The sequence below is a fragment of the Verrucosispora sp. FIM060022 genome (genome assembly GCF_003977705.1).
Lineage (GTDB): Bacteria > Actinomycetota > Actinomycetes > Mycobacteriales > Micromonosporaceae > Micromonospora > Micromonospora gifhornensis.
This window is the reverse complement of sequence record NZ_RQIV01000001.1, coordinates 277,116-300,290: the sequence shown is the minus strand read 5'-3', so window position 1 is coordinate 300,290 and position 23,175 is coordinate 277,116. Positions and strand designations below refer to the sequence as shown.

Genomic DNA, 23,175 nt, shown 5'->3' with positions numbered 1-23,175 from the left:
CCCTGGCGACGCGGTCGGCGCAGCGGGCTAGGGTCGAATCGTGACCACGGACCCCCTGCTGTTGACCGGTGACGTGGACGACGCCACGACCCGTCTGATCCGTACGGCGGCCCGGTTCGACGCCGCCGACCTGGCGCAGCCGTCGCTGCTGCCGGGGTGGACCCGCGGTCACGTCCTGGCCCACCTGTCCCGCAACGCCGACGCCCTGGTCAACGCGCTCACCTCGGCCCGCACCGGCGAGTTGATCCCGATGTACGCCAGCGCCGAGTCCCGGACCGCCGACATCTCAGCCGGCGCACCTCGGCCGCCCGACGAGCAGTTGGACGACCTGCGGCGCAGCGCCGACCGGTACGCCGAGGCGGTCGCGGCGATGCCGGCACCGGCCTGGGCCGCCACCGTGCAGACGCGGCGCGGTCCCTTGCCGGCCTCGCTGCTCGTCTGGCGTCGGCTCCGGGAGGTGGAGATCCACCACGTCGACCTGGCCGCCGACTACCGGCCGCGGGACTGGTCGCCGACCTTCGGTCACCGGCTGCTGCACGAGGTGGCCACCGACCTGGCCGCCCGCGACGACGCGCCGGCGCTGGTGCTGCGCTTCGACGGTACGAGTCACGAACTCGTGATCGGGGACCGCGCGCAGGCACCCGTCGTCTCCGGGCCGGCGGTCGAGATCGCGGCCTGGTTGACCGGCCGCAGCCCCGGTGCCACCCTGACCGTCACCCCCGACGGTCAACTGCCCCACCCACCTGAATGGATCTAGTCAGACATGACCTATGACGGAGAAGTCACCCCCGGCGGACCTGCCGCGGTACGCGAACTCGGCCGGCTGAGCATCACCAAGGTGTCGGTCGGGCCGATGGACAACAACGCGTACCTGCTGCGCTGCCACGCCACCGGCGAGCAGGTGCTGATCGACGCGGCCAACGAGGCGCCCCGCCTGCTGGAGTTGATCGGTGACGCCGGGTTGACCGCGGTGGTCACCACCCACCAGCACATGGACCACTGGGTGGGGTTGGAGGAGGTGGTCGCCAAGACCGGCGCCCGCGCGCTGGTGCACGCCGACGACGCGGCCGGGCTGCCGATCGAGGCGCAGACCCTCGCCGACGGCGACACCGTGCCGGTCGGCGACTGCGCCCTGGAGGTCATCCACATCAAGGGGCACACGCCGGGCTCGGTGGCGCTGCTCTACCGCGACCCCGACGGCATCCCCCACCTGTTCACCGGCGACAGCCTCTTCCCGGGCGGGGTGGGCAACACGGATCAGGATCCGCAGCGGTTCGCGGCGCTCATCGACGACGTGGAGCACAAGCTGTTCGACCGGCTGCCGGACGAGACGTGGTTCTATCCGGGTCACGGGCGGGACTCGACGCTCGGTGCGGAGCGTCCCCACCTCGGTGAGTGGCGGGCTCGCGGCTGGTGAGCGGCGCGTGGTCGGGGGTCAGTTGGTGACCGTACGCAGTCGACGGCGGGTGCCGAGCAGTACCACCGCGGCCAGCAGCAGACCTCCGACCATGGTGACCAGCAACGGGCTCGTGCCTTTCGGCAACAGGCCGGCCAGCGACCGTGACGCGGTGCCCACCGCCAGGTAGAGACCGGCCCAGGCGCCCGCGCCGAGCGCCGCGAAGCCGAGAAACCGGGGGTACGACATGCGCAGACCGCCCGCGGCCAGCGGCAGCAGCGCGTTGAACACCGGCAGGAAGGGCGCGATCAGCACCAGCCGCCCACCGTCGCGGCGCAGGATGCGTTCGGCCGCCGCCCAGCGGGGCTCCCCGATCCAGGCGCCGAAGTGGCTGTGCCGCAGCCGCTCACCCCAGCGCCGGCCGACGAGGAACGTCAGCGACCAGCCGACGAGGCACCCGGTGACCACGGCGACGAAGGTGGCCAGGCCGGTGCTGGGCGTGCCGACGGCCACCGCGGCGAGCACCGCCACGTCTCCGGGGACCAGGACGCCGAACAGCGGCACCGCGTCGAAGAGCATGACCACCCCGAGCACGGCCATCAGCAGGGCGACGGGTAACTCTCCGACCTGGGCCAGCTCGTCTGCCATGCCTCGTACGCTATGGCCTCACCGCCACGACGAACATCGGGTTTCCACCCGACGTTGACGGAGATCACCTCCGGGTGATCCCGGAGACGCGCAGGGGCGGCCATCTGCGTCGCTCCTCCGACACCTGAGGCACTTCACCCGGCAAATCGGCTTTTCACCGGCTAATGTCGGGAAAGTATCGGGCGATCACCGGCGCGCAGTCGGGGGTCGCCCGCTGGAACAGGGAGAGAGAACGCATGGCAACCGGCACCGTGAAGTGGTTCAACTCGGAAAAGGGCTTCGGTTTCATCGAGCAGGACGGCGGCGGACCTGACGTGTTCGTCCATTACTCGGCGATCGCCAGCTCCGGATATCGGGAGCTGACCGAGGGTCAGAAGGTCGAGTTCGATGTGACCCAGGGGCAGAAGGGTCCGCAGGCGGACAACGTCCGCTCGCTGTAACCGGTGCCGGTGGCGGCGGCCGGTTCCGGCCGCCGCCACCGCTAACCTGCGAGGTGTCCGGCCACGGTCAGGCGGCCAGCCGTCGACCCAACTCCCGCACCACCTGCTCGGCGACGGTCGGCGGGATCGCCGCGGCGATCTCCTGCGGGCTGAGGCCGGCGAGGACCCCGGCGACGATCGCCTGCTCGTCGGTGAAGTCGCGTTTCATCAGCGCGTCCATCGCCGTCTGGAGCGCGGTCAACTGCGCCCCGATGCTGCGCAGCGTCGGATGCCCCACCTGGAACTTCGGGTCGGTGTGGTCCTCCCCCATGGACATCCGGGTGTACGTCTGACCGATCGGATTGCGTCCGTCCAGGACGGTCAGGTTGCGGTGCACGGTCTTGAGCCAGTTGTGCTCCTCGGGTGTCATGTCGTTCGCCTCCGGCTTCTGGGTGATGAGACCGATGCTGGTCAGGTACCGGCGGAACAGCGGCCTCTGGTCGCGGTTCGCCTTGATCGAGTCGCGGAAGAAACTGAAATGGGTGTGCCACAGGTGGGAGCGATCGCCGGTGTTACGCCGGCCGAGCCGGTCCCAACGGCGGACCACCTTGCCGTCCGGCGAGTAGATGATCTCCCTGATGTCGCGGGTGTCCGCGGCGTTGGCGGCGCACTGCGCCACACACCAGGTCGAGAAGCTCGCCAGGTCGTGCCGACGGCCGTCGACGGTGACCTGGAACATGCCCACGTCGAGCGCGGCGGCATCGAGGGTCAGTCCGTTGCGGTCCCGCGGCGACTCGACCACCGAGTAGTCGTTGGTCACCACTCGGTCGGACCCACAGTGGTATCCGCCGCGGTGATTGGCATCGCCGACGATGCCGACCTCGTTGGGTTCGAGATCCTCGTCGCGCGCCCGGTTGGGGTCGCGATTGAGGTGGTCGAGCAGTAACCGGCGGACGGCCATCAGGTTGTCTGGTGCCCGCGTCATGGGGTCCCCCTTCGCGGTCTCGTCGGAGCCGGGCACGACCGTGACACCGCGTGACGCGGTAGGGAAGCCTCACAGGCGAGCCCGACTGTCAGCTGCACGGCGCCGGGCGTGCCACCACGATAGCCCGTAGAACCGGTAAATGCCCAGCTCAGAGCGGCTTTGTTTCAGCTTGGAACAAGCTGAGAACCAGAGTGGACGACCGGCAGGACCACTGCGGACGGCCGCTCCGGGTCGTGCAGAATCTCCCGAAAGCCGCCACGAAGCGTAATCGCCGTGCCGAGTGGTTCACCGGTGCCGGGGTTGCGGACGTACCGGGGGTGGGCACCGCCGGAAAGCTGAAGCCGTAGCCGGTGCCCGGCGGCGAAGCGGTGGGCGACCGGCCACATCGGTACGGTGACCGCCACCGCGCCGGAGCCGTCGACGGGGAAGCGCCGCGGGTCGATCCGGACCAGCCCGTCGCAGATGTTCCAGGACCGCCCCCGGCGGTCGACATCGCACAGTCGCACGAAGACGTCGAAGTGTTCGAGGTCGCTGCGTACGTGAATGTCCGCCTGCACCGGCCCGATCACTTCCAGCGGGCCGGTCAACGACTCGCTGGTCCAGGTCAGCACGTCGGGTCGCGCCTCGACGGGCCGGTTGTCCACCGGCCCGGACCGTTGGGCCACCAGCAGCGGGCCACCCAGCGAGGGCGTCGGGTCGGCCGGGTCGTACCAGAACCCGTCCGGCGGTGACGGCACCGGCGCAGCGGTGCGCAGCGCCGATTGTGGGTGCAGATACCACCGGGTGGCCTGGGCCGGCGGCGGCCAGTCCGGCAGGTCGCGCCAACCGCCCCCGACGCCACCCACATGTATCCGCACCGGCCCGTCCGCCGGCTCCCCAGCCGCCGAGCGATCGGCACCAGCGGCCGGGACGGCGGCCCGGCCGGTGCCGGCGGTGGTCAGGTGGGTGCCGAGCCAGTCGAGTCCCTCGCGCAGTGCCGCGACGAACAGGCCGGGGCTGCCGTGGGTCCACGGGCCGATGATCAGACGCGGGCGGGCACCGAGGGCGCGCAGCGCGGCGTAGTCGCGCAGTTGGGCGGGGAGGAAGATGTCGTGCCAGCCGCTGACCATCGCCACCGGCGCCCGGACCAGATGCAGCCGGTCGTCGAAGACGCGGCTGCGCCAGTAGTCCGCCTGCGGGGTGTGGTGGCGCAGCCACTCCTGGAAGAACGGCACGGTGACCCCGGTGGCGACCCGGTCGGCCTCGACCAGGGGCAGGTGGGACAGGGCGGCGGCCAGTCGCGGTTGCCCCCGCTTGAGTTCCCACTGCCGGGCCAGCCAGGGCACGGTCTGCGCCTGCAGCAACTCCACCCAGGTCAGCACGGTGTCCAGGGCGAACGACTCCCCGGCGTAGGTGGAGTCACGGGTGGTCGACGCGGTGGCCACGGCGACCATGGCCCGCAGCTCCTCGCCCGCGTCGGCGGCCAGCGCCCACTGCACGAAACCCTGGTAGCTCGCGCCGAACATGCCGAACGCGCCGCACCACCACCGCTGCCGGCGCAGCCAGTCGAGGGTGTCCAGCCCGTCCTCGCGCTCGTGCACGAACGGATCGAAGGTGCCGCCGGAGCCGTCGGTGCCGCGACACGACTGGATGACCACGTGGAACCCCTGCTCGGCGGCGAGCCGGCAGAGCAGCCGCATCGGCCCGCCCCGGCCGTACGGGGTACGGATCAGCATGGTGGGCGCGTCCGGCAGGTCGGGAGCGTAGTGGTCGGTACGCAGGATCACCCCGTCGCGGACCCGCAGCGCGATGTCGCGGCGGACGGTGATCCTTCGGGTACGCGCCCGGGGCAGCCGCAACGCGGCCACGGCGAGCCGGGACGCCACCCGATCCAGCACGGGCTCAACCCGCCCGGTGCCGCGGCGGCGGCGTGACCCGGCCGTCGCGGATCGCGTCGCGGTGCTCCCGCAGGGACTGGCCCATCGCCGTGATGAACCGGTACACGATCTCAAGTTCCTCGTCCTGGAACTCGTCCATCACCCCGTCGGTACGCTCACCGAGCGGGCGGAAGAAGTCCCGGGCGACGGTGGCGCCCTGCTCCGCGTAGTGCAGCAGCACCTTGCGCCGGTCCGTGGTGTCCCGGTCGCGCCGCAGGTGCCCGGCCCGCTCCAACCGGTCGATCAGCGCGGTGACGGAGCCGGAGGAGAGGTCCAGGTGTTCCGCGAGCCGGCCGGGAGTGATCGGCTCACCCGACAACTCGGCGTCCATCACCGCGATCAACGCCTGCAGGTCGGTGCCGTTGAGGCCGTGCTGGCCGGCGAAGGCGTGCCCGACGTGCTGCGCGTCCACGCAGTAGCGCCGCAGCTCGGCGGTGATCTCCGCGACCAACATCTCCCGCCGGGTGTCACGCCGCCGGTACATCCCGTGCCCTGCCACGTCCCGCCGCTTCCTCCCAAGGTCCCCGGATGCGCAGCATAGCCCAGGGTGTCATATCTCTCGACAGTCAAGATACTCGACAACGGAGAGCTGTTGCGCGTCGTTTCTTGATAAGCAAGAATCTCGACAATCAAACTATCGGCTCCCTCGGCGGGAGCCGGGCCGATTCCAACGACCGGAGCGCCGAGCATGTCTCTGTTCACCCGCGTCGCCCGCAGCCGCCGGACCGCCTGGCTCACCGTGGCCGTGGCCGTCCTCGTCGGCGTGGCCGTCTTCGGGCTACCCATTCCCAGCAACCCGGCACCGGTCTCCGCCACCGGTCTGTCCGAGCAGTGGCAGTCCACCCAGGTCGAGCGCCTGCAACGGGAGCTGCCCGCCAGCGGCGTCCAGCCGGCCGTCGTGGTGGTCAGCCGCGACGACGGCGCACCACTGAGCGAGGCGGACCGTGCGGCGATCACCGCCGACACCAGCAGCCTCAGTCGGCTCGCCGCCGGCGGCCAGGTCGCCCCGCCGCAACTGTCCCCCGACAACACGGTGGCCCTGGTCGCCGTACCGCTGGACGCCACCGGAGGGCAGGAGGCGGTCGCCGAACGGGTGGCCCAGGTGCGCGCCGAACTCGCCGGATTTCCCGGGGACCTCACCGTCCAGGTGACCGGCCCGCCCGCCTTCACCGCCGACCTGACCAAGGTCTTCGAGGGCGCCGACGTCACCCTGCTCGCGTTCACCGCCGCCGTCGTCGCCGTACTGCTGCTGATCACCTACCGCAGTCCGGTGCTGTGGCTGGTTCCCCTGGTCATCGTGGCCGCCACCGAACAGATCACCCTGCGCGCACTCGAAACGATCATCCCGGCGGTCGGCATCAACTTCGCCGGTGGCGCCGTCACCGGCATCGCCAGCGTTCTCGTCTTCGGTGCCGCCACCAACTACGCGCTGCTGCTGATCGCCCGCTACCGGGAGGAACTGCGCCGCGAGGAGGACCGCTTCGCGGCGATGCGCGCCGCCCTGCGCCGTACCGCCGAGCCGATCCTGGCCAGCGGCGGCACCGTGATGCTCGGCGTACTCACACTGTTGTTGAGCCAGCAGGAGACGAACCGTGCGCTCGCCGTGGCCTGCGCCACCGGCATCCTGCTCGCCATGGCCTCGGCCCTGCTGGTGCTGCCCGCCGCGCTGGTGCTGCTCGGCCGCCGCCTGTTCTGGCCGTTCGTGCCGACCGTCGGCAGCGTCGGCCGGGAGGGCCGGATCTGGGGCCGGCTCGGTGCCGCCGTGATCCGTCGCCCGGTACCCGTCGCGGTGCTCGCCACCCTGCTGCTCGCCGGGCTCGCCCTCGGTGGCCTCGGCATCCGCACCGGGCTGTCGGAGACCGAGCAGTTCCGGGTGAAGCCGGAGGCGGTGGCCGGGGCGCAGACCCTCGCCGGTGCCTTCCCCGCCGGCACCACCCAGCCGCTCGCGGTGATGACCAACCCCGGCGCCGTGCAGGCGGTCACCGCAGCTGCCGCCGAGGTGCCGGGAGTGGCCTCCGCCCGGCCCGGTCCCGCCGGCGCCGACGTGGCCCAGGTCGACGTGGTGCTCGACGCCGAACCGGGCACCGCCGCCGCCAACCGCACCCTGGAGCAGCTCCGGGACACCGTCGGGGCCGTCGACAACTCGGCGCCGCCCGCCACCGCCGGAGTCGACCAACCGTCCGGAGCGGTCGTCGGCGGCACCGTCGCCGGCCGGTACGACTCCGCCGCCGCCGACGCCAAGGACCTGCGACTCATCCTGCCGCTCATCCTGCTGCTCGTCGGCGCGGTGCTGGTCCTGCTGCTACGCGGCCTGCTGGCCCCGGTGCTGCTGGTCGCCACCGTCGTCGCCTCGTACTTCGCCAGCCTCGGCGGGGCCTGGCTGATCTTCGAGCACGTCTTCGACTTCCCGGCGATGGACACCGGCGTGCCGCTGCTCGCCTTCGTGTTCCTCGTCGCGCTCGGGGTCGACTACAACATCTTCCTGGTCACCCGGGCCCGGGAGGACGCCCGCAGCACCGGCACCCGCAAGGGCATGCTCTCCGCGCTCCGGGTCACCGGCGGGGTGATCACCAGCGCCGGCATCCTGCTCGCGGCGGTCTTCGCCGTCCTCGGGGTGCTGCCGCTGATCACCCTGACCCAGATCGGCATCATCGTCTGCCTCGGCGTGCTGCTGGACACCCTGCTGGTGCGTACGGTCGTCGTCCCGGCCCTGGCGTTCCTGCTCGGCGAGCGGTTCTGGTGGCCCGGTCGGATCACCCCCGAGCAGGCTCAGTAGCCCAGGCAGACGCACTCCGTCATCAGGGCTCGCACGTTGCGTACGTAGCTCGGGTTGGGGATGGCCAACGGCTGCCCCTCCCGAGCTACCGCGGCGTGGCCGTAGTTGTAGGCGGCGATGACCGCGTTGAGCAGGCAGGAGTTCAGCTCGCTGGTGCACAGCTCGGTGTCGAGCCGGTAGTCGGCGTCGAAGTACATGTCGCCGATGTACTTGGTCAGCCAGGCCAGATAGGTGCCACCCAGGTAGGCGTTGTCCCGGTAGTCCCACACGTCGTAGTTCTGGCCGAACCGCTGGTTCATCCAGGTCGCGGTGTCCGGCATCACCTGCATCAGGCCGATGCCGCCGTCGCAGGCGACGATGTTGGACTGCCAGCCGCTCTCCTGCCACGCCGTCGCCTTGATCAGGTTCACCGGGACCCGGATGTCCGGCGCCGACGTCGGCCAGTAGACCCGGCCCGCGGCGTCGGTCAGCGCGGCCCTGGCCTGCGCCCGACTCGCCTGGTCACCCTTGTAGCTGGGCTTGCAGCTGCTCGGCGCGGGCTTGGGCGGCGCTGGCGGCACCTTCGTCTCCGTCGGCGGCTTCGGCACGGCGCGCGGCGCGGTGCTGGTGCGCTTGGGCTTCGGCGGCGGCTTCGGCGAGGCGGAGGCCTTGGGACTCGCGCTGGGGCTGCGGCTGACCTTCGGCGCGGCCCCCATCGACTCCACCGCCTCGGGGGTCGGGCTCGGCTCGGCCGGCTCGCTCGACGGCTGCGTCTCCTCCTCGGGCAGGGCGACCGGGGCGGGCAACTCCGCGGCCGGAGTGTCCACCCTGGCGCATGCACCCCCGGTGACCATCAGCAGGCCGGCAACCAGCGCCACGGTGAAACGGCCGACGTTGCGTCCCATGTCGATCCCCCCTTCGGCAGCGACGAACCGCCGCACCCTAACAGCTAGCGATCGGCGAGATGGTCCCCTCGCCTGCCACGCCGGCGGCGTCCGGGGGCGTTGCCGGCGGCCAGGGCACGGTCCCGGGTGGCCCAGGCGACCATGAACACGGCCGTCCACGCCGCACCCAGCAACACCGCGGCGACGGTGCCGCTGGCCGTACTCAGCCCCAGGTAGAGGCGGGCGCCACCGATGCCGACCACGCCGGCCACGGCGGTGGTCCACAGCGCCACCGCGACCGGCCACCGTGCCTCGCGGGACAGCAGCCAGGCCAGCATGCACAGGCTGGCCGTCACCACCGCGCTCTGCGTGGAGAAGTGCGCCACCCGGCCGTCGGCGGCCAGCTCGGTCACCACCGCCAGGACCACCAGCGGCACGAACGCGCCGATCGTGCCGACCACGCTGAGCAGGTCGGCCTGCCACGGCCGGTGCCGCCAGGCCTGCACCGCGGCGACCACAGCCACCAGCACGATCAGCACCGAGCCGCGCAGCACCGAGACGGCGAGCTGCGTCACCTCCACCGCGTCGGGCGTCCGGCGGGCCGCGAACCACCCGCCGATCACACCGTCGACCAGGGCCAGGCCGCTGTGCCGTACCGCCGCCCGCATCGTCCCGGCGACCGCCAACGCGACCAGGAACAACAGCCCCACCCCGGCGGTCAGGTTGGCCAGCAACGCCCAGGTCGGCCCGAACCGCATGCTGAGCAGGAAGAACAGCAGCCCGTACCGGGCCGACAGCCAGCGCACCGGCGGCAGCCGGGCGGCACGTTTCAGCAGCGCCCGCACCGGGTCGGGGTTGCGGCCCAACCACCGGCCCGCCAGCACCACCGCCACCAGCGCCGCCACCAGGGCCAGGAACGCCCCGGTCGCCTGGCCCAGCAGCCGGGACACCGTGTGGTACGACTCGCCCGCCAACCGGCCCGCCAGCACCGACGCGCCGACCCAGGTGATCACCCCGGCCAGGTTCCACGGCGCGAACCGCCGGTACGGCATGCCCGCCGCCCCGGCGAGCCGAGGCACCAACGTGCGGGCGAAGGCCACCCACCGCGCGGTGCAGACTCCCCGGCCGCCCATCCGCGCCACCATCGCGTCGGCCCGCGCCCACCGGTGCGGCCCCACCCGGGCGCCCCACCGGCTGGCCCGCAGCCGAGGCCCGTACCGGCGACCGGCGCGAAACGCCACCGCGTCCCCCACCGTGGCCGCGAGAATCATCACCAGCAGCGCCGGACCGAGCCGGAGAGTGCCGGTGTACGCGAGGAAACCGACAAGCAGCAGGGTGGCCTCGCCGGGAGCGACCAGCCCGACGATCACCGCGGTCTCCGCCGCGACCACCAGCGCCGCCACCACGTAGATCAACCAGGACGGCAGGTGTTGCACCGAACTCAGCAGTTCATGCACGCCGGCCCCCCGGGGTCACCTCAGCAAGGCTGCCCCGTCAGTGTGACAGCACCGACATGTGGCGCAGCGCACTCGCCCATCGGCGACCCCGACGCGGCATCTCGTCGGCACAGGCGGGAGGATGGAACTCATGCAGCTTCGCACCGACCTCCGCAACGTCGCCATCATCGCTCACGTCGACCACGGCAAGACCACCCTGGTCGATGCCATGTTGCGGCAGGCCGGCGCCTACGGCGCCCGGGGCGAGGTGACCGAGCGGGTGATGGACTCGATGGACCTCGAACGAGAAAAAGGCATCACCATCCTGGCCAAGAACACCGGCGTGCGCTACCTGCCCGCCGACGGCTCCGACCCGGTCACCATCAACATCATCGACACCCCCGGTCACGCCGACTTCGGTGGCGAGGTGGAACGCGGGTTGACCATGGTCGACGGCGTGGTGCTGCTGGTCGACGCCAGCGAGGGCCCGCTGCCGCAGACCCGGTTCGTGCTCCGCAAGGCCCTCAAGGCCCGCATGCCGATCATCCTGGTGATCAACAAGGTGGACCGTCCGGACGCCCGGATCAAAGAGGTCGTCGACGAGGCGTACGAACTCTTCCTCGACCTGGACGCCGACGAGACGCAGATCGACTTCCCGATCGTCTACGCCTGCGCCCGCGACGGCATCGCCTCGCTGACCCAGCCCGCCGACGGCTCCGTGCCGCAGGACAGCACCAGCCTGGAGCCGCTGTTCCGTACCCTGCTGGACACCATCCCGCCGCCCGCCTACGACGAGCAGGCGCCGCTGCAGGCCCACGTCACCAACCTCGACGCCTCCCCGTTCCTCGGCCGGTTGGCGTTGTGCCGGGTCCGGCAGGGCACCATCGCCAAGGGCCAGACCGTGGCCTGGTGCCGCACCGACGGCAGCACCCAGCGGGTCCGCATCTCCGAACTGCTGATGACCGAGGGCCTGGAGCGCAAGCCCGCCGACTCGGCCGGGCCGGGCGACATCATCGCCGTCGCCGGCATTCCCGAGATCATGATCGGCGAGACCCTGGCCGACGCGGAGAACCCGCAGCCGCTGCCGCTGATCACCGTCGACGAGCCGGCCATCTCGATGACCATCGGCACCAACAACTCGCCGCTTGTCGGTCGGGTCAAGGGCGCCAAGGTCACCGCCCGGATGGTCAAGGACCGCCTGGACAAGGAACTCGTCGGCAACGTCTCGCTGCGGGTGCTGCCCACCGAACGCCCCGACGCCTGGGAGGTGCAGGGCCGAGGCGAGCTGGCGCTGGCCATCCTGGTCGAGCAGATGCGCCGCGAGTCCTACGAGCTCACCGTCGGCAAGCCCCAGGTGGTGACCCGGGAGATCGACGGCAAGACCTGTGAGCCGGTGGAGCGGCTGACCATCGACGCCCCGGACGAGTACCTCGGCGCGATCACCCAACTGCTGGCCACCCGCAAGGGCCGGATGGAGCAGCTGGTCAACCACGGCACCGGCTGGATCCGGATGGAGTGGCTGGTCCCGGCGCGCGGCCTGATCGGCTTCCGCACCGAGTTCCTCACCGAGACCCGGGGCACCGGCATCCTGCACCACGTCTTCGAGTCCTACGAGCCCTGGTTCGGCGAGCTGCGTACCCGCAACAACGGCTCGCTGGTCGCCGACCGCGCCGGTGCCGCGACCGCCTTCGCCATGATGAACCTCCAGGAGCGCGGCACGCTCTTCGTCGAGCCCGGCACCGAGGTGTACGAGGGCATGATCGTCGGGGAGAACTCCCGCTCCGACGACATGGACGTCAACATCACCAAGGAGAAGAAGCTCACCAACATGCGCTCCTCCACCGCCGAGGAGACCGAGAAGCTGATCCCGCCGCGCAAGCTGTCGCTGGAGCAGGCCCTGGAGTTCTGCCGCGAGGACGAGTGCGTCGAGGTCACCCCGGCCGCTGTACGCATCCGCAAGGTGACCCTCGACCAGACCCAGCGGGCCCGCGCCACCGCCCGCCGCAAGCACGCCAGCTGACCCTCGCGCGGATGTTAAGAAGGGGCCCCTTCACCTCACCAGACGGTAAGAAGGGGCCCTTCCTTTCCGTTACCCTCGGCGGGTGATCTTCGACGGGTTGGACGCGCGACTCGATGAGGTGCCCGGGACGATCTCGGTGTACGCGGGTCGACTCGACGCGCCGCCCACCTGGACCCGGCACACCGAGGTCACCCACTACGCGGCGAGCACGATGAAACTGGCAGTGCTCGCCGCGGTGCACCACACGGCGGAGACCGACGGCCCGGACCTGGACACCCCGGTCGAGGTGACAAACCTGTTCACCTCGGCCCGCGCGGGCGCCGCCCCCTTCTCCTGCGCCCCGGCGTACGACAACGACACCGAGGTGTGGGATCGACTCGGCCAGCGGGTGCCGCTGCGGTGGCTCGCCGAGCGGATGATCGTACGATCCAGCAACCTCGCCACGAACCTGCTCATCGAGCAGGTCGGGCTGCCCGCCGTGGCGGAGATCTGGGCTCGCGTCGGCGCCCGGCACAGTGTCACCAGGCGGGGCATCGAGGACTTCGCCGCCCGGGAGGCCGGGATCAGCAACCTGGTCACCGCCGCCGACCTGGCGGCCCTGCTCGACGCCGTCGCCACCGGCGTCACCCGGCCCGGGCCGATCGCCTCACCGGCCGGCTGCGCGGCGATGCTCGACGTGCTCTGCGGGCAGCAGATCCGGCAGGACATCGCCGAAGGGCTGCCTGCCGGCACCCGCCTGGCTCACAAGAACGGTTGGGTACGCGGCGTCCGGCACGGTGCCGCCGTGGTCTTCCCCGACGACGCCGCCCCGTACCTGCTCGTCGTCTGCACCACCACCCCGCTCGACGACGACCAGCGCAGCCAGGACACCGACGCCGACGCCCGCGAGCTGGTCGCCGACATCTCGGCGCAGGTCTGGCAGGCTCGCCACGACCTGACCACCGCCGACCCGCGCTGAGCCCCGCCGGCGCGGCCCCGCCTCAGCGTCCCGCCCCGGTGAGATCCCGTCGCCGGTCCCGCGACGACTTCACCAGGCTGGCCACCGTCGCCACGGCCAGGATGCCCACGATCGCCAGCAGGGACAGCCAGATCGGGATGTGCGGCGCCCAACCCACCGGCTGCCCACCGTTGAGGAAGAACAACGAGTTCTCCGCCAGCGCCTCCAGAATGAGCTTGACCCCGATGAACCCGAGCACCACGGCCAGGCCGTAGCTCAGGTAGATCAGGCGGCTCAGCAGTCCGCCGAGCAGGAAGTACAGCTGCCGCAGCCCCATCAACGCGAAGACGTTGGCGGTGAAGACCAGGTACGGCTCGTGGGTGATGCCGAAGATCGCCGGAATCGAGTCCAGGGCGAAGAGCAGGTCGGTCGTCCCGATCGCGATCATGACGATGAGCATCGGAGTGAACATCCGTCGGCCCTGCTCCCGGGTGGTCAGCCGCGCGGCGTCGTAGCCCCGGGAGATCGGCAGCGCTCGCCGGCTCCACCGGATCAGCACGTTCTCCTGGAACTCGTCCTCGGCCGATTCGCCCTGCCGGGCCAGGTTGATCGCGGTGTAGATCAGGAACGCGCCGAAGATGTAGAAGACCCAGCTGAACTGTGAGATCAGCGCCGCGCCCAACGCGATGAAGCCGCCGCGCATGATCAGCGCCAGCACGATGCCGACGAGCAGCACCTTCTGCTGGTACTGCCGGGGCACCGCGAAGCGGGCCATGATGATCATGAAGACGAAGAGGTTGTCCACCGAGAGGCTGTACTCGGTCAGCCAGCCGGTGTAGAACTGCCCGGCCACGCTCCCCCCGGCGGTGAGCCAGAGCCCGACGCCGAAGAGCAGGGCCAGCCCCACGTAGAAGGCGACCCAGAGGCTCGACTCACGCACGCTCGGCTCATGCGGCCGACGCCCGATGATGAACAGATCCACCAGGAGCACCGCGGTCAGCGCGACGAGCGTGATCGCCCACACGAGTCCGGACACGTCCAACAGTCTCATCCTCCTGGCAGACCCCAGCAACCGGCACATGCACGCCTCGCCGGAGACGGGGCCGAGCGCCGACCATTCTGGCGTACGACAACCATCGATCGTCGAGCGGTGCCGTCTCGGGTTGCCCTCGGTCACCCACCCTAGGCTTCCTAGGAGGCTAGGTGTAAATCGCCGCACCTGACCGGGGTGTGAGAATCGCGGCGGCCGCCCACCGAGGGGCGTCCCGCCATGGCAGGCTGCCGACATGGTTCTTGAGGTCGCGCTGATCGACGTGGTACCCGGCCAGGAAGACGCCTTCGCCGCCGCGTACGCCGAGGGACATCCCGTGCTGGCCGGCACCCCCGGCTGCCGCTCGGTACGGATGACCCGGGGTGTCGAATCGCCCTCCCGCTTCGTGCTGCTTGTCGAATGGGACTCGGTCCAGGCGCACGAGGAGAACTTCCGGGCCAGCGAGAGGTTCGTCCGGTGGCGGGAGTTGATCGGCCCGTACTTCGCCAGCCCGCCCCGAGTCGAGCATTTCGTGGACCTGCCGGCCTGACCGCGCCGGCACCACCGATCCCGACGCCGACCTCAGGCGTCGGGATTTTGTCGTACCCCTCGCTTATCCTGCGCCTCGCGTCGGCACCACTCCCGACGGCTACGGGGGCGCCGGGCGAGGTGCCGACGCACCCAGCTCACCCGTCGAGCCAGCCGGCCAGCACCCGTGCCGTCTCCTTCTCCGGCAACGCCGCTTCCAGCAGTTGCTGCGTCACCCGCTCGTACCGGTCGACGTCGATCGCGGTGGTCAACCGCACGTCCGTGGTCAGCGCCTCCAGCATCACCGTCCGAGGATCCGCCGGGTCGGGAAAGGAGTAGCAGGAGAACGGAGTCAGCGGCAGCGGCCCGGCCCCGGCCCCGCTCGGCAGCAGCCGGATCGTCACGTGCGGCAACTCGGTCAGATCGAGCAGGTGCCGCAGTTGACCACGCCAGACCTCGACGGGATCACCGGCCGGCGCGCAGGCCACCTCGGTGATCAGCGCCGTGTAGCGCGGCGGCTCGACCCGACGCAGCACCGCGTGCCGGGCCGCCCGGGCCCGCAGGTCGGCCTCCACATCCACCTGGGGATCGATGAGCTGACCGGCGGCGATGCGCAGGCGGGCGTACGCCGAGGTCTGCAGTAGACCCGGTACGACGCAGGGCTGGTATTCCACTATGCCCGCCGCGCCGGCTTCGAGCTCGGCGTAGGTGCGCTGCCGCTCCCCCATCTCGCCCAGCGCCTTCCACCAGCCACGGCTGGTCGCGGCGTCGCGGGCGATGACGATCAACGCATCGCGTTGCGACGGCGGCACCTGGTAGACGTCGAGCAGATCCAGCACGTCGGCCAGATCGGGGCGGCTCTGCCCCAACTCGATGCGGGACAGCTTGGAAGTGGATGCCCAACCGAGCCGGTCACACACCTGTTCCAGTGTCAATGTCTCTCGTCGCCGCAGCTGTCGCAGCTCGGCTCCGAGCCGCGCTCGTCGAATGACCGGACTCGTTGGCAACGGCATTCCCGCCTCCCCACGCAGGGAGAGTACGCACGACGATCACCCAGCGCAATAGGATGCTCGCATTCCGCTACCCCCTCCGGCCGGAACAGCTTTCGCCGAGAAAGAGTGCCGTCGGCCCCGGATCACCGCACCCCGGCCGCGTCCATCCCCCGCAGCTCCTTCTTCAGCTCCGAGACCTCGTCGCGGATCCGGGCGGCCAACTCGAACTGAAGCTCCCGCGCGGCGGCCAGCATCTGGTCGCTGAGGTCCTGGATGAGCTGCGCCAACTCCGCCCGCGCCATGCCTTCCCGCGCAGGCGTGGCGGCACCGGCCCGGGCCCGACTACGGGTCTCCTTCACCGGCGCCTTGCCCCGGGACAGTTGCCGCACCGCACCGCCCGCCCGGGTCGCCTCGATGTCCTCCGCCTCGCGGTAGATGTCGTCGAGAATGTCGTGGATCTTCTTCCGCAGTGGCTCGGGTGAGATGCCGTGCGCCTCGTTGTGCGCGATCTGCTTGGCCCGACGCCGATTCGTCTCGTCGATCGCGTCCGCCATCGACGGGGTGATCTTGTCGGCGTACATGTGGACCTGGCCGGAGACGTTACGGGCCGCCCGACCGATGGTCTGGATCAGCGACCGACCGCTGCGCAGGAAGCCCTCCTTGTCCGCGTCGAGGATCGCCACCAGCGAGACCTCCGGCAGGTCGAGGCCCTCCCGCAGCAGGTTGATGCCGACCAGCACGTCGTAGTCGCCCCGGCGCAACTCCCGCAGCAACTCCACCCGGCGCAGCGTGTCGACCTCGGAGTGCAGGTAACGCACCCGGATGCCGTTCTCCAGCAGATAATCCGACAGATCCTCGGCCATCTTCTTGGTCAGCGTGGTGACCAGGACCCGCTCGTCGCGCTCGGTACGCAGTTTGATCTCGTGCATCAGGTCGTCGATCTGGCCCTTGGTGGGCTTGATCACGACCTCCGGATCCACCAGACCTGTCGGACGGATCACCTGCTCGACGAACTCGCCCTGGGCGTGCTCCAGCTCCCATGGCCCCGGGGTGGCCGACAGGAACACCATCTGACCGACCCGCTCCAGGAACTCGTCGAACCGCAACGGCCGGTTGTCGGCGGCGCTGGGCAGCCGGAAACCGTGATCGATAAGCATCCGCTTGCGGGAGGCGTCGCCTTCGTACATGCCGCCGATCTGCGGGATGGTCACGTGCGACTCGTCGATGACGGTGAGGAAGTCGTCGGGGAAGTAGTCGAGCAGGCAGTGCGGCGGGCTGCCGGGCAACCGGCCGTCGATGTGCATCGAGTAGTTCTCGATGCCGGAGCAGAAGCCGACCTGCCGCATCATCTCGATGTCGTACGTGGTGCGCATCCGCAGCCGCTGCGCCTCCAGCAGCTTGCCCTGGCGCTCCAACTCGGCCAGCCGCTCGGCCAGCTCGGTCTCGATGTCGCGGATCGCCCGCTCCATCCGCTGCGGCCCGGCCGCGTAGTGCGTGGCCGGGAAGATCAGCAGGTGATCCACCTCGCGCACCACGTCACCGGTGAGCGGGTTGAGGTAGTAGAGCTTCTCCACCTCGTCTCCGAACAGCTCGATCCGGACGGCCAGTTCCTCGTACGCCGGAATGATCTCCAGCGTGTCGCCGCGGACCCGGAACGTGCCGCGCTGGAAGGCCATGTCGTTGCGGGTGTACTGGATGTCGACCAGCCGACGCAGCAGCTGGTCGCGATCCAGCTCCTGGCCCACGGCGACCCGCACCGCCCGATCGAGATATTCCTCCGGGGTGCCGAGGCCGTAGATCGCCGACACGGTGGCCACCACCACCACGTCGCGGCGGGTCAGCAACGACATCGTCGCCGAGTGCCGCAGCCGCTCGACCTCCTCGTTGACCGAGGAATCCTTCTCGATGTAGGTGTCGGTCTGCGGAATGTACGCCTCGGGCTGGTAGTAGTCGTAGTAGGAGACGAAGTATTCCACCGCGTTGTCCGGCAGCAGCTCGCTGAACTCCTTGGCAAGCTGCGCGCAGAGCGTCTTGTTGGGCGCCAGCACCAACGTGGGGCGCTGCATCCGCTCGATCAACCACGCGGTGGTGGCGCTCTTGCCGGTGCCGGTCGCGCCGAGCAGGACCGTGTGCCGGTCACCGCGACGCACTCGCCGCTCCAGCTCGTCGATCGCGGCCGGCTGGTCGCCGGCCGGCTGGAACTCGCTGATGACCTTGAAGCGACCGTCGAGCCGGGGAATGTCGAGCGCCATACCATCCACGGTACGCGGGGGGCCTGACACTCCGCGGCGAGTACGCACCGCACGTGACCGGCCTCAATATTCGCATTGTGTGGTTCTTCTCACCCGGCTACCCTTTCCCCGTAGGCCGCTCGCGGCGGCCGACCGGGCAGGTGGCGGGCCACACAGGTCATGCTGCCGCCGGCGCAGTGGGGTCGCAGCACCCGGATTTGCGGCGTGCGCACCCGACGTGGTCGCGCGGACGACGCGCAGACCGGCCGCCGCGAGCGCCCCTATGTCGTCACCCGATCCCGGTCCGAGGCGTTCACCCTCCGTGGAGAACAGTTCGCGACCGACGTCCGGTGCCCGAAGCGACAATCGGCACCGCGCCGGCCCACGCCGACATCGCGCCGGCATCGGGCCCCCCGCCGGCATCGGACTCGACGGATCGCCGGCCGCCGGCCTGCCCGGACGTGCCGGCACCCGCCGTGCCGCGCTCTCCCACCGCCTGCTCGCTTCAGCCACCGACCCCACCGGCGCCGACGCAGCCGACGACGACCTCGCCGGGGCCGACGAGGAGGCCGACGAGGCCCGGCAGAGGTCCGCCCGGCGACGGCGGCTCACCCTGACCGGGCTCGCGCTCACCGCCGTGCTCTCCGCCGTCATGCTGGTGCTCACCCTGGTCACCTGGCCCCCGGACGAGCCTGCGGCCCGCGACATGACCTCGGCCGAACGGGACCGGTTGGCGGTCATGCGGGTGACCAACCAGCGCGACCTGCGCGCCGGGTTGCACATCACGATCGGCACCGGCACGAACCGCACCGACCTGCTCGGCTGGGTCGACTGGGCCCGGCAACTGGTCTACGTCGACGTGGGTGGGCCCGGTGCCGGCGCGCTGCGCGGTCTGGCGCAGGCCAGCCCCGCCGTGCTGGTGTCCCGGCCCGACCCCACCGCGGTACCGGCACCCGCAATGCCGCCGCTGATCCCTCCGGTCGACGGCTGGCGGATCCCTGCGGAGCAACGGCTCACCCCGCTGCTGACCATGATCTTCGCGCTCAGCGCCGAACGTCCCGACCCGGCCGAGGACCTGTCGGGCCGGTGGGTCGGTCGGGACCGACGAAACGGGGAGGACGTCGACATCCTGGAGGCCGCCCCGCCGGGCACCGGCGCAGCGGGCACCACCCGCTACTGGCTGGACAGCGCCGGACGGCTGCACCGGCTGGAAACCACGGTCGCCGCGCTCGGGCGGGTCACCGTACACCTGAACCGCACCGATCGGCCGACCCTGCGGCCGGTCGACGCGCTGGGCGGCCGTCCCGGCTTGCCCCGCGCCCTCACCACCGCCGAACGCGACAGATGGCTGCACCTACCCGCCCGGTTACGGGCCGCCGGTGGTGCCGCCGTCACCCTGACCCTGCCCGCGTCGGCCGACGCCAACCTACGCGGCACCGGCTGGTTGAGCTGGACCTCGGGCACCGCCTACCTCGGCGTCACCGACCTGGACAGCCCCGATTCCCCCCGCACCCTGGTCCGCCGGGACCGCACCGGCGTCACCCGGATCGACGCGTCAGCGTCGGACGACCAGGCGGGCCCACCGCCGCTGCCACCACCGGCCACCGGATGGCGGGCCGGCGCGCACCGCACCGACGCGCTGGACCCACTCGTGGCGCGGGCGCTACGCGCCGCCCGCGGCGGTGGTCCGACCGGCAACCCGCACCGGGTACGCGGCGACAACCTCGCCGGCACCGTGGTCGACGTCGTCGAGGTCGGCACCGGCGCCGGCCGGACCCGTTACTGGATCGACCGGTCCGGCCTGCTCCGCCGGTTGGAGCTGCCGAGCAAGGCCGGCGCCTGGGCCCAACTCGACCTGACACCCGGCCGGGTGCCCTCGTTGACCAGGCCGACCAAGGCTCGCTGACCGCAGGCTACGGACGCCATCCGGTCCTGGCCGCCCACGCCTCCGCCCGCAGGTGCTCCTCGTCGAACCACGGGTCCTTCGCCGTCGCGTACGTCCCGCTGTCCGGTGCCGAGGCCGCCAGTTCCCGCTTGAGCATCAGATAGGCGGCCCGCCGGTCCGGATCGGCCCGCAGGTGGTCGCGCATCAGCAGGGCGTACCGCCAACCGGGTGACCCGGTCACCCGCAGGTGCAGGTGGACCGGACGGGCCGGGTCGGCGCTGCCGTGCAGGCGCTTCTCCCACCGGCCGGTGCCCGCCTGCCGTGGGGTGTCCCACCAGTCACCGGGCATCCGGGGGAAACCGGCGTCGGCGAGTCGCTGCGCCAGCGGCCCATCGGCCTCGGCCAGGGACGGCACGCCGAGTTGGATGTCGATGACGTCCTTGGCTGCCAGCTCCGGCACCGCGGTGGAGCCGATGTGGTCGATCCGCAGGTCCGCCGGGGCGATCGCGTGCCGGATCCGGGCGGCCAGCCGGGCGTACTGCTGCGGCCAGGTCGGATCCGGTTCGGTAAGCGTCACCCGCTGCGCCCGGACCGCCCGCCGATGCCGCACGTTCTCCTCGTAGGGCACCAGGCGGTCGTCCCAGAGCGCGTCGACCGCCGTGTGCAGCTGCGCCAGGGTGCCGTCGTTGCTGAGCAGCACGTCCGCCACCGCGGCCCGACTCGCGTCGTCGGCCTGGCCGGCGATGCGCCGCTCGGCGTCCGCGCGGCTCATCCCCCGGTCGAGGGTCAGCCGCTGCAACCGGGTCGCCAGCGCCGTCTGCACCACAACCACAAGGTGGTACGTGGGTGCCAGCCCCACCTCCGCCAGCAGCGGTACGTCGTTGACCACCACGGCGTCGGGTGCCGCAGCAGCGACCAGCTCGGCGGTACGCGCCCGCACCCGGCGGTGAACGATCGCCTCCAACCGGCGGCGGGCAGCCTCGTCGGTGAAGACCACGTCGGCGAGCGCGGCCCGGTCGAGGGCGCCGTCGGCGTCCAGTACCCGCGCGGAGAAGGCGGCCACCACCTCGGCCAGCCCGTCGGTGCCCGGGGCCACCACCTCCCGGGAGAGTTGGTCGGCATCGACGAGCACCGCGCCGCGCTCGACCAGCCGCCGCGCCACCGCGCTCTTGCCCGAACCGATCCCGCCGGTCAACCCCACCTTCAGCACGGCACTCAGTCAACCCGATCATCGCCGCACCGCCAAACAGGAGCCCGCCATGTCCGCGCCCGGCGAGCCTCATTCACAGCCGCGAGTGCCCCGAGGTGGGCCTGGTGCGCCCCACCCGCATCCGCAGATGGCGAGGGCCCCGCCTCGGACCCGGAGATCCGGGTCGAAGCGGGGCCCTGCGGTGTTGCCTAGCGGGTCACTTACCGCCGGCGAGCTTCTCGCGCAGAGCGGCGAGCGCCTCGTCGGTGGCCAGCGTGCCAGCGGGCTCCTCGGCCTGGCGGCTGGGTGCCGCGCTGGTCGTGGTGGTGGTGCCGGTGGCGGCGGGCTGCGGGTTGGCAGCGGCCTCGGCCTCGGCGGCCCGAGAGGTCTGCACCTGCTTCTGGTGCGCCTCCCAGCGCTGCCGCGCCTCGGCGTACTGGTTCTCCCACGCCTCGCGCTGCTTGTCGTACCCCTCGAGCCACTCGCCCGTCTCCGGGTCGAAGCCCTCCGGGTAGATGTAGTTGCCCTCGGCGTCGTAGGTCGCGGCCATGCCGTAGAGGGTCGGGTCGAAGTGCTCCTCGCCCTCGACGAAGCCCTCGTTGGCCTGCTTGAGCGACAGCGAGATCCGGCGGCGCTCCAGGTCGATGTCGATGACCTTGACCATGACCTCGGAGCCGACCTGGACGACCTGCTCCGGGATCTCCACGTGACGCTCGGCCAGCTCGGAGATGTGGACCAGGCCCTCGATGCCGTCGTCCACCCGGACGAACGCACCGAACGGCACCAGCTTGGTGACCTTACCCGGCACGATCTGCTGGATCGCGTGGGTGCGGGCGAACTGCCGCCACGGGTCCTCCTGGGTCGCCTTCAGCGACAGCGAGACCCGCTCGCGGTCCAGGTCGACGTCCAGGACCTCGACCTCGACCTCCTGGCCCACCTCGACGACCTCGGACGGGTGGTCGATGTGCTTCCAGGACAGCTCGGAGACGTGCACCAGGCCGTCCACGCCGCCCAGGTCGACGAACGCGCCGAAGTTGACGATCGAGGAGACGACGCCCTTGCGGACCTGCCCCTTCTGGAGCTTGTTGAGGAACTCGGTGCGCACCTCGGACTGCGTCTGCTCCAGCCACGCCCGGCGGGACAGGACCACGTTGTTGCGGTTCTTGTCCAGCTCGATGATCTTGGCTTCGAGCTCGCGGCCGACGTACGGCTGCAGGTCGCGCACCCGCCGCATCTCGACCAGGGAGGCCGGCAGGAAGCCGCGCAGCCCGATGTCGAGGATGAGGCCACCCTTGACCACCTCGATGACCGAACCGCGGACGACACCGTCCTCGTCCTTGATCTTTTCGATCGTGCCCCAGGCCCGCTCGTACTGCGCCCGCTTCTTGGAGAGGATCAGCCGCCCCTCCTTGTCCTCCTTCTGGAGGACCAGGGCCTCGATGTGGTCACCGACCGAGACGACCTCTGCCGGATCCACATCGTGCTTGATCGACAACTCCCGAGAGGGGATGACACCCTCGGTCTTGTAGCCGATGTCGAGCAGGACCTCGTCCCGGTCGACCTTGACGACGGTGCCTTCGACAATGTCGCCGTCGTTGAAGTACTTGATGGTCTCGTCGATCGCGGCGAGGAAAGCTTCCTCGGAGCCGAGGTCGTCGACGGTGACCTTGGTGGCGCTCGAGGGGGCCTCGATGCTGCTCGTCATGTGGGCGGTTGCTCCGGTCGGATGTGTGTCACAGCAGGCTGGTGTCGCGGTGACCTGTGCGCGCCAACGGATCCGCCGGCGGGCCCACCCAAAAATCGCGTAACGAGTTCTTGATGTGACTCCGTCGACCGCGCACCTGCTCCCTGCCGAGGCACACGATCCGCGAGCGCATCCAATACCCTACCCGCTGCATTACCACAGCGTGCAAGCCCTCCCGTC

19 protein-coding genes are annotated in these 23,175 nt (G+C 70.9%); 8 read left to right on the top strand and 11 right to left on the bottom strand.

The window, feature by feature from the left end; all coding sequences use genetic code 11:
* Positions 1-40 precede the first annotated feature (40 nt).
* Both EG812_RS01345 and EG812_RS01340 read left to right on the top strand, forming a co-directional pair.
* Complete coding sequence (locus tag EG812_RS01345; RefSeq protein WP_126710509.1) at positions 41-757, top strand: maleylpyruvate isomerase family mycothiol-dependent enzyme; 717 nt, start codon at positions 41-43, stop codon at positions 755-757.
* A gap of 6 nt (positions 758-763) precedes the next feature.
* On the top strand, positions 764-1,417 hold the full coding sequence (locus EG812_RS01340) for an MBL fold metallo-hydrolase (RefSeq protein ID WP_013734971.1): 654 nt from the start codon (positions 764-766) through the stop codon (positions 1,415-1,417).
* A gap of 18 nt (positions 1,418-1,435) precedes the next feature.
* On the opposite strand, the gene EG812_RS01335 is transcribed toward EG812_RS01340, so the two are convergent.
* Positions 1,436-2,044, bottom strand: a complete 609-nt coding sequence (locus EG812_RS01335; RefSeq protein WP_013734972.1) for a DedA family protein — start codon at positions 2,042-2,044, stop codon at positions 1,436-1,438.
* A 236-nt stretch (positions 2,045-2,280) separates the two neighbouring features.
* On the opposite strand from EG812_RS01335, the gene EG812_RS01330 reads away from it, so the two are divergent.
* Positions 2,281-2,484, top strand: coding sequence for a cold-shock protein (locus tag EG812_RS01330; RefSeq protein ID WP_013734973.1), 204 nt, complete (start codon positions 2,281-2,283; stop codon positions 2,482-2,484).
* A gap of 67 nt (positions 2,485-2,551) precedes the next feature.
* Here the strand turns inward: EG812_RS01330 and EG812_RS01325 are convergent, their stop codons facing one another.
* From EG812_RS01325 to EG812_RS01315, 3 genes are all read right to left on the bottom strand, one after another.
* Positions 2,552-3,448 (bottom strand): hypothetical protein, encoded by an 897-nt coding sequence (locus EG812_RS01325; RefSeq protein ID WP_013734974.1) that lies wholly within the window; start codon positions 3,446-3,448, stop codon positions 2,552-2,554.
* 164 nt (positions 3,449-3,612) lie between these two features.
* Positions 3,613-5,325, bottom strand: a complete 1,713-nt coding sequence (locus tag EG812_RS01320) for a CocE/NonD family hydrolase (protein WP_013734975.1) — start codon at positions 5,323-5,325, stop codon at positions 3,613-3,615.
* Between the two features lie 4 nt (positions 5,326-5,329).
* Complete coding sequence (locus tag EG812_RS01315; RefSeq protein WP_013734976.1) at positions 5,330-5,848, bottom strand: MarR family winged helix-turn-helix transcriptional regulator; 519 nt, start codon at positions 5,846-5,848, stop codon at positions 5,330-5,332.
* A gap of 204 nt (positions 5,849-6,052) precedes the next feature.
* Between EG812_RS01315 and EG812_RS01310 the strand changes: the two genes are divergently transcribed.
* Entirely contained in the window at positions 6,053-8,140 is a 2,088-nt protein-coding gene (locus EG812_RS01310) for an MMPL family transporter (protein WP_013734977.1), read from the top strand.
* Here EG812_RS01310 and EG812_RS01305 read toward each other — a convergent pair.
* Positions 8,134-9,024, bottom strand: coding sequence for a lytic transglycosylase domain-containing protein (locus EG812_RS01305; protein ID WP_126710508.1), 891 nt, complete (start codon positions 9,022-9,024; stop codon positions 8,134-8,136). The two genes, EG812_RS01310 and EG812_RS01305, sit on opposite strands and share 7 nt — an antisense overlap.
* A 44-nt stretch (positions 9,025-9,068) precedes the next feature.
* Positions 9,069-10,460, bottom strand: coding sequence for a DedA family protein (locus EG812_RS01300; protein ID WP_126710507.1), 1,392 nt, complete (start codon positions 10,458-10,460; stop codon positions 9,069-9,071).
* Positions 10,461-10,590: 130 nt separating this feature from the next.
* On the opposite strand from EG812_RS01300, the gene typA reads away from it, so the two are divergent.
* On the top strand, positions 10,591-12,459 hold the full coding sequence (gene typA / locus EG812_RS01295; protein ID WP_013734980.1) for a translational GTPase TypA: 1,869 nt from the start codon (positions 10,591-10,593) through the stop codon (positions 12,457-12,459).
* 82 nt (positions 12,460-12,541) lie between these two features.
* Complete coding sequence (locus EG812_RS01290) at positions 12,542-13,417, top strand: serine hydrolase (RefSeq protein WP_126710506.1); 876 nt, start codon at positions 12,542-12,544, stop codon at positions 13,415-13,417.
* A 22-nt stretch (positions 13,418-13,439) separates the two neighbouring features.
* Here the strand turns inward: EG812_RS01290 and EG812_RS01285 are convergent, their stop codons facing one another.
* Entirely contained in the window at positions 13,440-14,438 is a 999-nt protein-coding gene (locus tag EG812_RS01285; RefSeq protein ID WP_013734982.1) for a TerC family protein, read from the bottom strand.
* A gap of 244 nt (positions 14,439-14,682) precedes the next feature.
* On the opposite strand from EG812_RS01285, the gene EG812_RS01280 reads away from it, so the two are divergent.
* Positions 14,683-14,976, top strand: coding sequence for an antibiotic biosynthesis monooxygenase family protein (locus tag EG812_RS01280; RefSeq protein ID WP_013734983.1), 294 nt, complete (start codon positions 14,683-14,685; stop codon positions 14,974-14,976).
* 136 nt (positions 14,977-15,112) lie between these two features.
* Here EG812_RS01280 and EG812_RS01275 read toward each other — a convergent pair whose 3' ends face one another.
* The gene (locus EG812_RS01275; protein WP_043721481.1) at positions 15,113-15,967 is read right to left on the bottom strand and encodes a helix-turn-helix domain-containing protein; all 855 of its coding nucleotides are present in this window, start codon (positions 15,965-15,967) and stop codon (positions 15,113-15,115) included.
* 122 nt (positions 15,968-16,089) lie between these two features.
* Positions 16,090-18,198: an excinuclease ABC subunit UvrB gene (gene uvrB, locus EG812_RS01270; RefSeq protein WP_013734985.1), complete on the bottom strand. Its 2,109-nt coding sequence runs from the start codon at positions 18,196-18,198 to the stop codon at positions 16,090-16,092.
* 301 nt (positions 18,199-18,499) lie between these two features.
* On the opposite strand from uvrB, the gene EG812_RS01265 reads away from it, so the two are divergent.
* Entirely contained in the window at positions 18,500-20,083 is a 1,584-nt protein-coding gene (locus tag EG812_RS01265; RefSeq protein WP_233579332.1) for a hypothetical protein, read from the top strand.
* A 7-nt stretch (positions 20,084-20,090) separates the two neighbouring features.
* On the opposite strand, the gene coaE is transcribed toward EG812_RS01265, so the two are convergent.
* The gene (gene coaE / locus EG812_RS01260) at positions 20,091-21,272 is read right to left on the bottom strand and encodes a dephospho-CoA kinase (RefSeq protein ID WP_126710505.1); all 1,182 of its coding nucleotides are present in this window, start codon (positions 21,270-21,272) and stop codon (positions 20,091-20,093) included.
* 196 nt (positions 21,273-21,468) lie between these two features.
* Entirely contained in the window at positions 21,469-22,956 is a 1,488-nt protein-coding gene (gene rpsA, locus EG812_RS01255; protein ID WP_013734988.1) for a 30S ribosomal protein S1, read from the bottom strand.
* Positions 22,957-23,175: the final 219 nt, after the last annotated feature.

Excerpts from the sequence above, each read along its gene's own strand:
- EG812_RS01335 (WP_013734972.1), bottom strand. The coding sequence starts at position 2,044 with ATGGCAGACGAGCTGGCCCAGGTCGGAGAGTTACCCGTCGCCCTGCTG.
- rpsA (WP_013734988.1), bottom strand. The coding sequence starts at position 22,956 with ATGACGAGCAGCATCGAGGCCCCCTCGAGCGCCACCAAGGTCACCGTC.
- EG812_RS01325 (WP_013734974.1), bottom strand. The coding sequence starts at position 3,448 with ATGACGCGGGCACCAGACAACCTGATGGCCGTCCGCCGGTTACTGCTC.
- typA (WP_013734980.1), top strand. The coding sequence starts at position 10,591 with ATGCAGCTTCGCACCGACCTCCGCAACGTCGCCATCATCGCTCACGTC.
- EG812_RS01330 (WP_013734973.1), top strand. The coding sequence starts at position 2,281 with ATGGCAACCGGCACCGTGAAGTGGTTCAACTCGGAAAAGGGCTTCGGT.
- EG812_RS01280 (WP_013734983.1), top strand. The coding sequence starts at position 14,683 with ATGGTTCTTGAGGTCGCGCTGATCGACGTGGTACCCGGCCAGGAAGAC.
- EG812_RS01305 (WP_126710508.1), bottom strand. The coding sequence starts at position 9,024 with ATGGGACGCAACGTCGGCCGTTTCACCGTGGCGCTGGTTGCCGGCCTG.
- uvrB (WP_013734985.1), bottom strand. The coding sequence starts at position 18,198 with ATGGCGCTCGACATTCCCCGGCTCGACGGTCGCTTCAAGGTCATCAGC.
- EG812_RS01275 (WP_043721481.1), bottom strand. The coding sequence starts at position 15,967 with ATGCCGTTGCCAACGAGTCCGGTCATTCGACGAGCGCGGCTCGGAGCC.
- EG812_RS01315 (WP_013734976.1), bottom strand. The coding sequence starts at position 5,848 with ATGTACCGGCGGCGTGACACCCGGCGGGAGATGTTGGTCGCGGAGATC.
- EG812_RS01310 (WP_013734977.1), top strand. The coding sequence starts at position 6,053 with ATGTCTCTGTTCACCCGCGTCGCCCGCAGCCGCCGGACCGCCTGGCTC.
- EG812_RS01340 (WP_013734971.1), top strand. The coding sequence starts at position 764 with ATGACCTATGACGGAGAAGTCACCCCCGGCGGACCTGCCGCGGTACGC.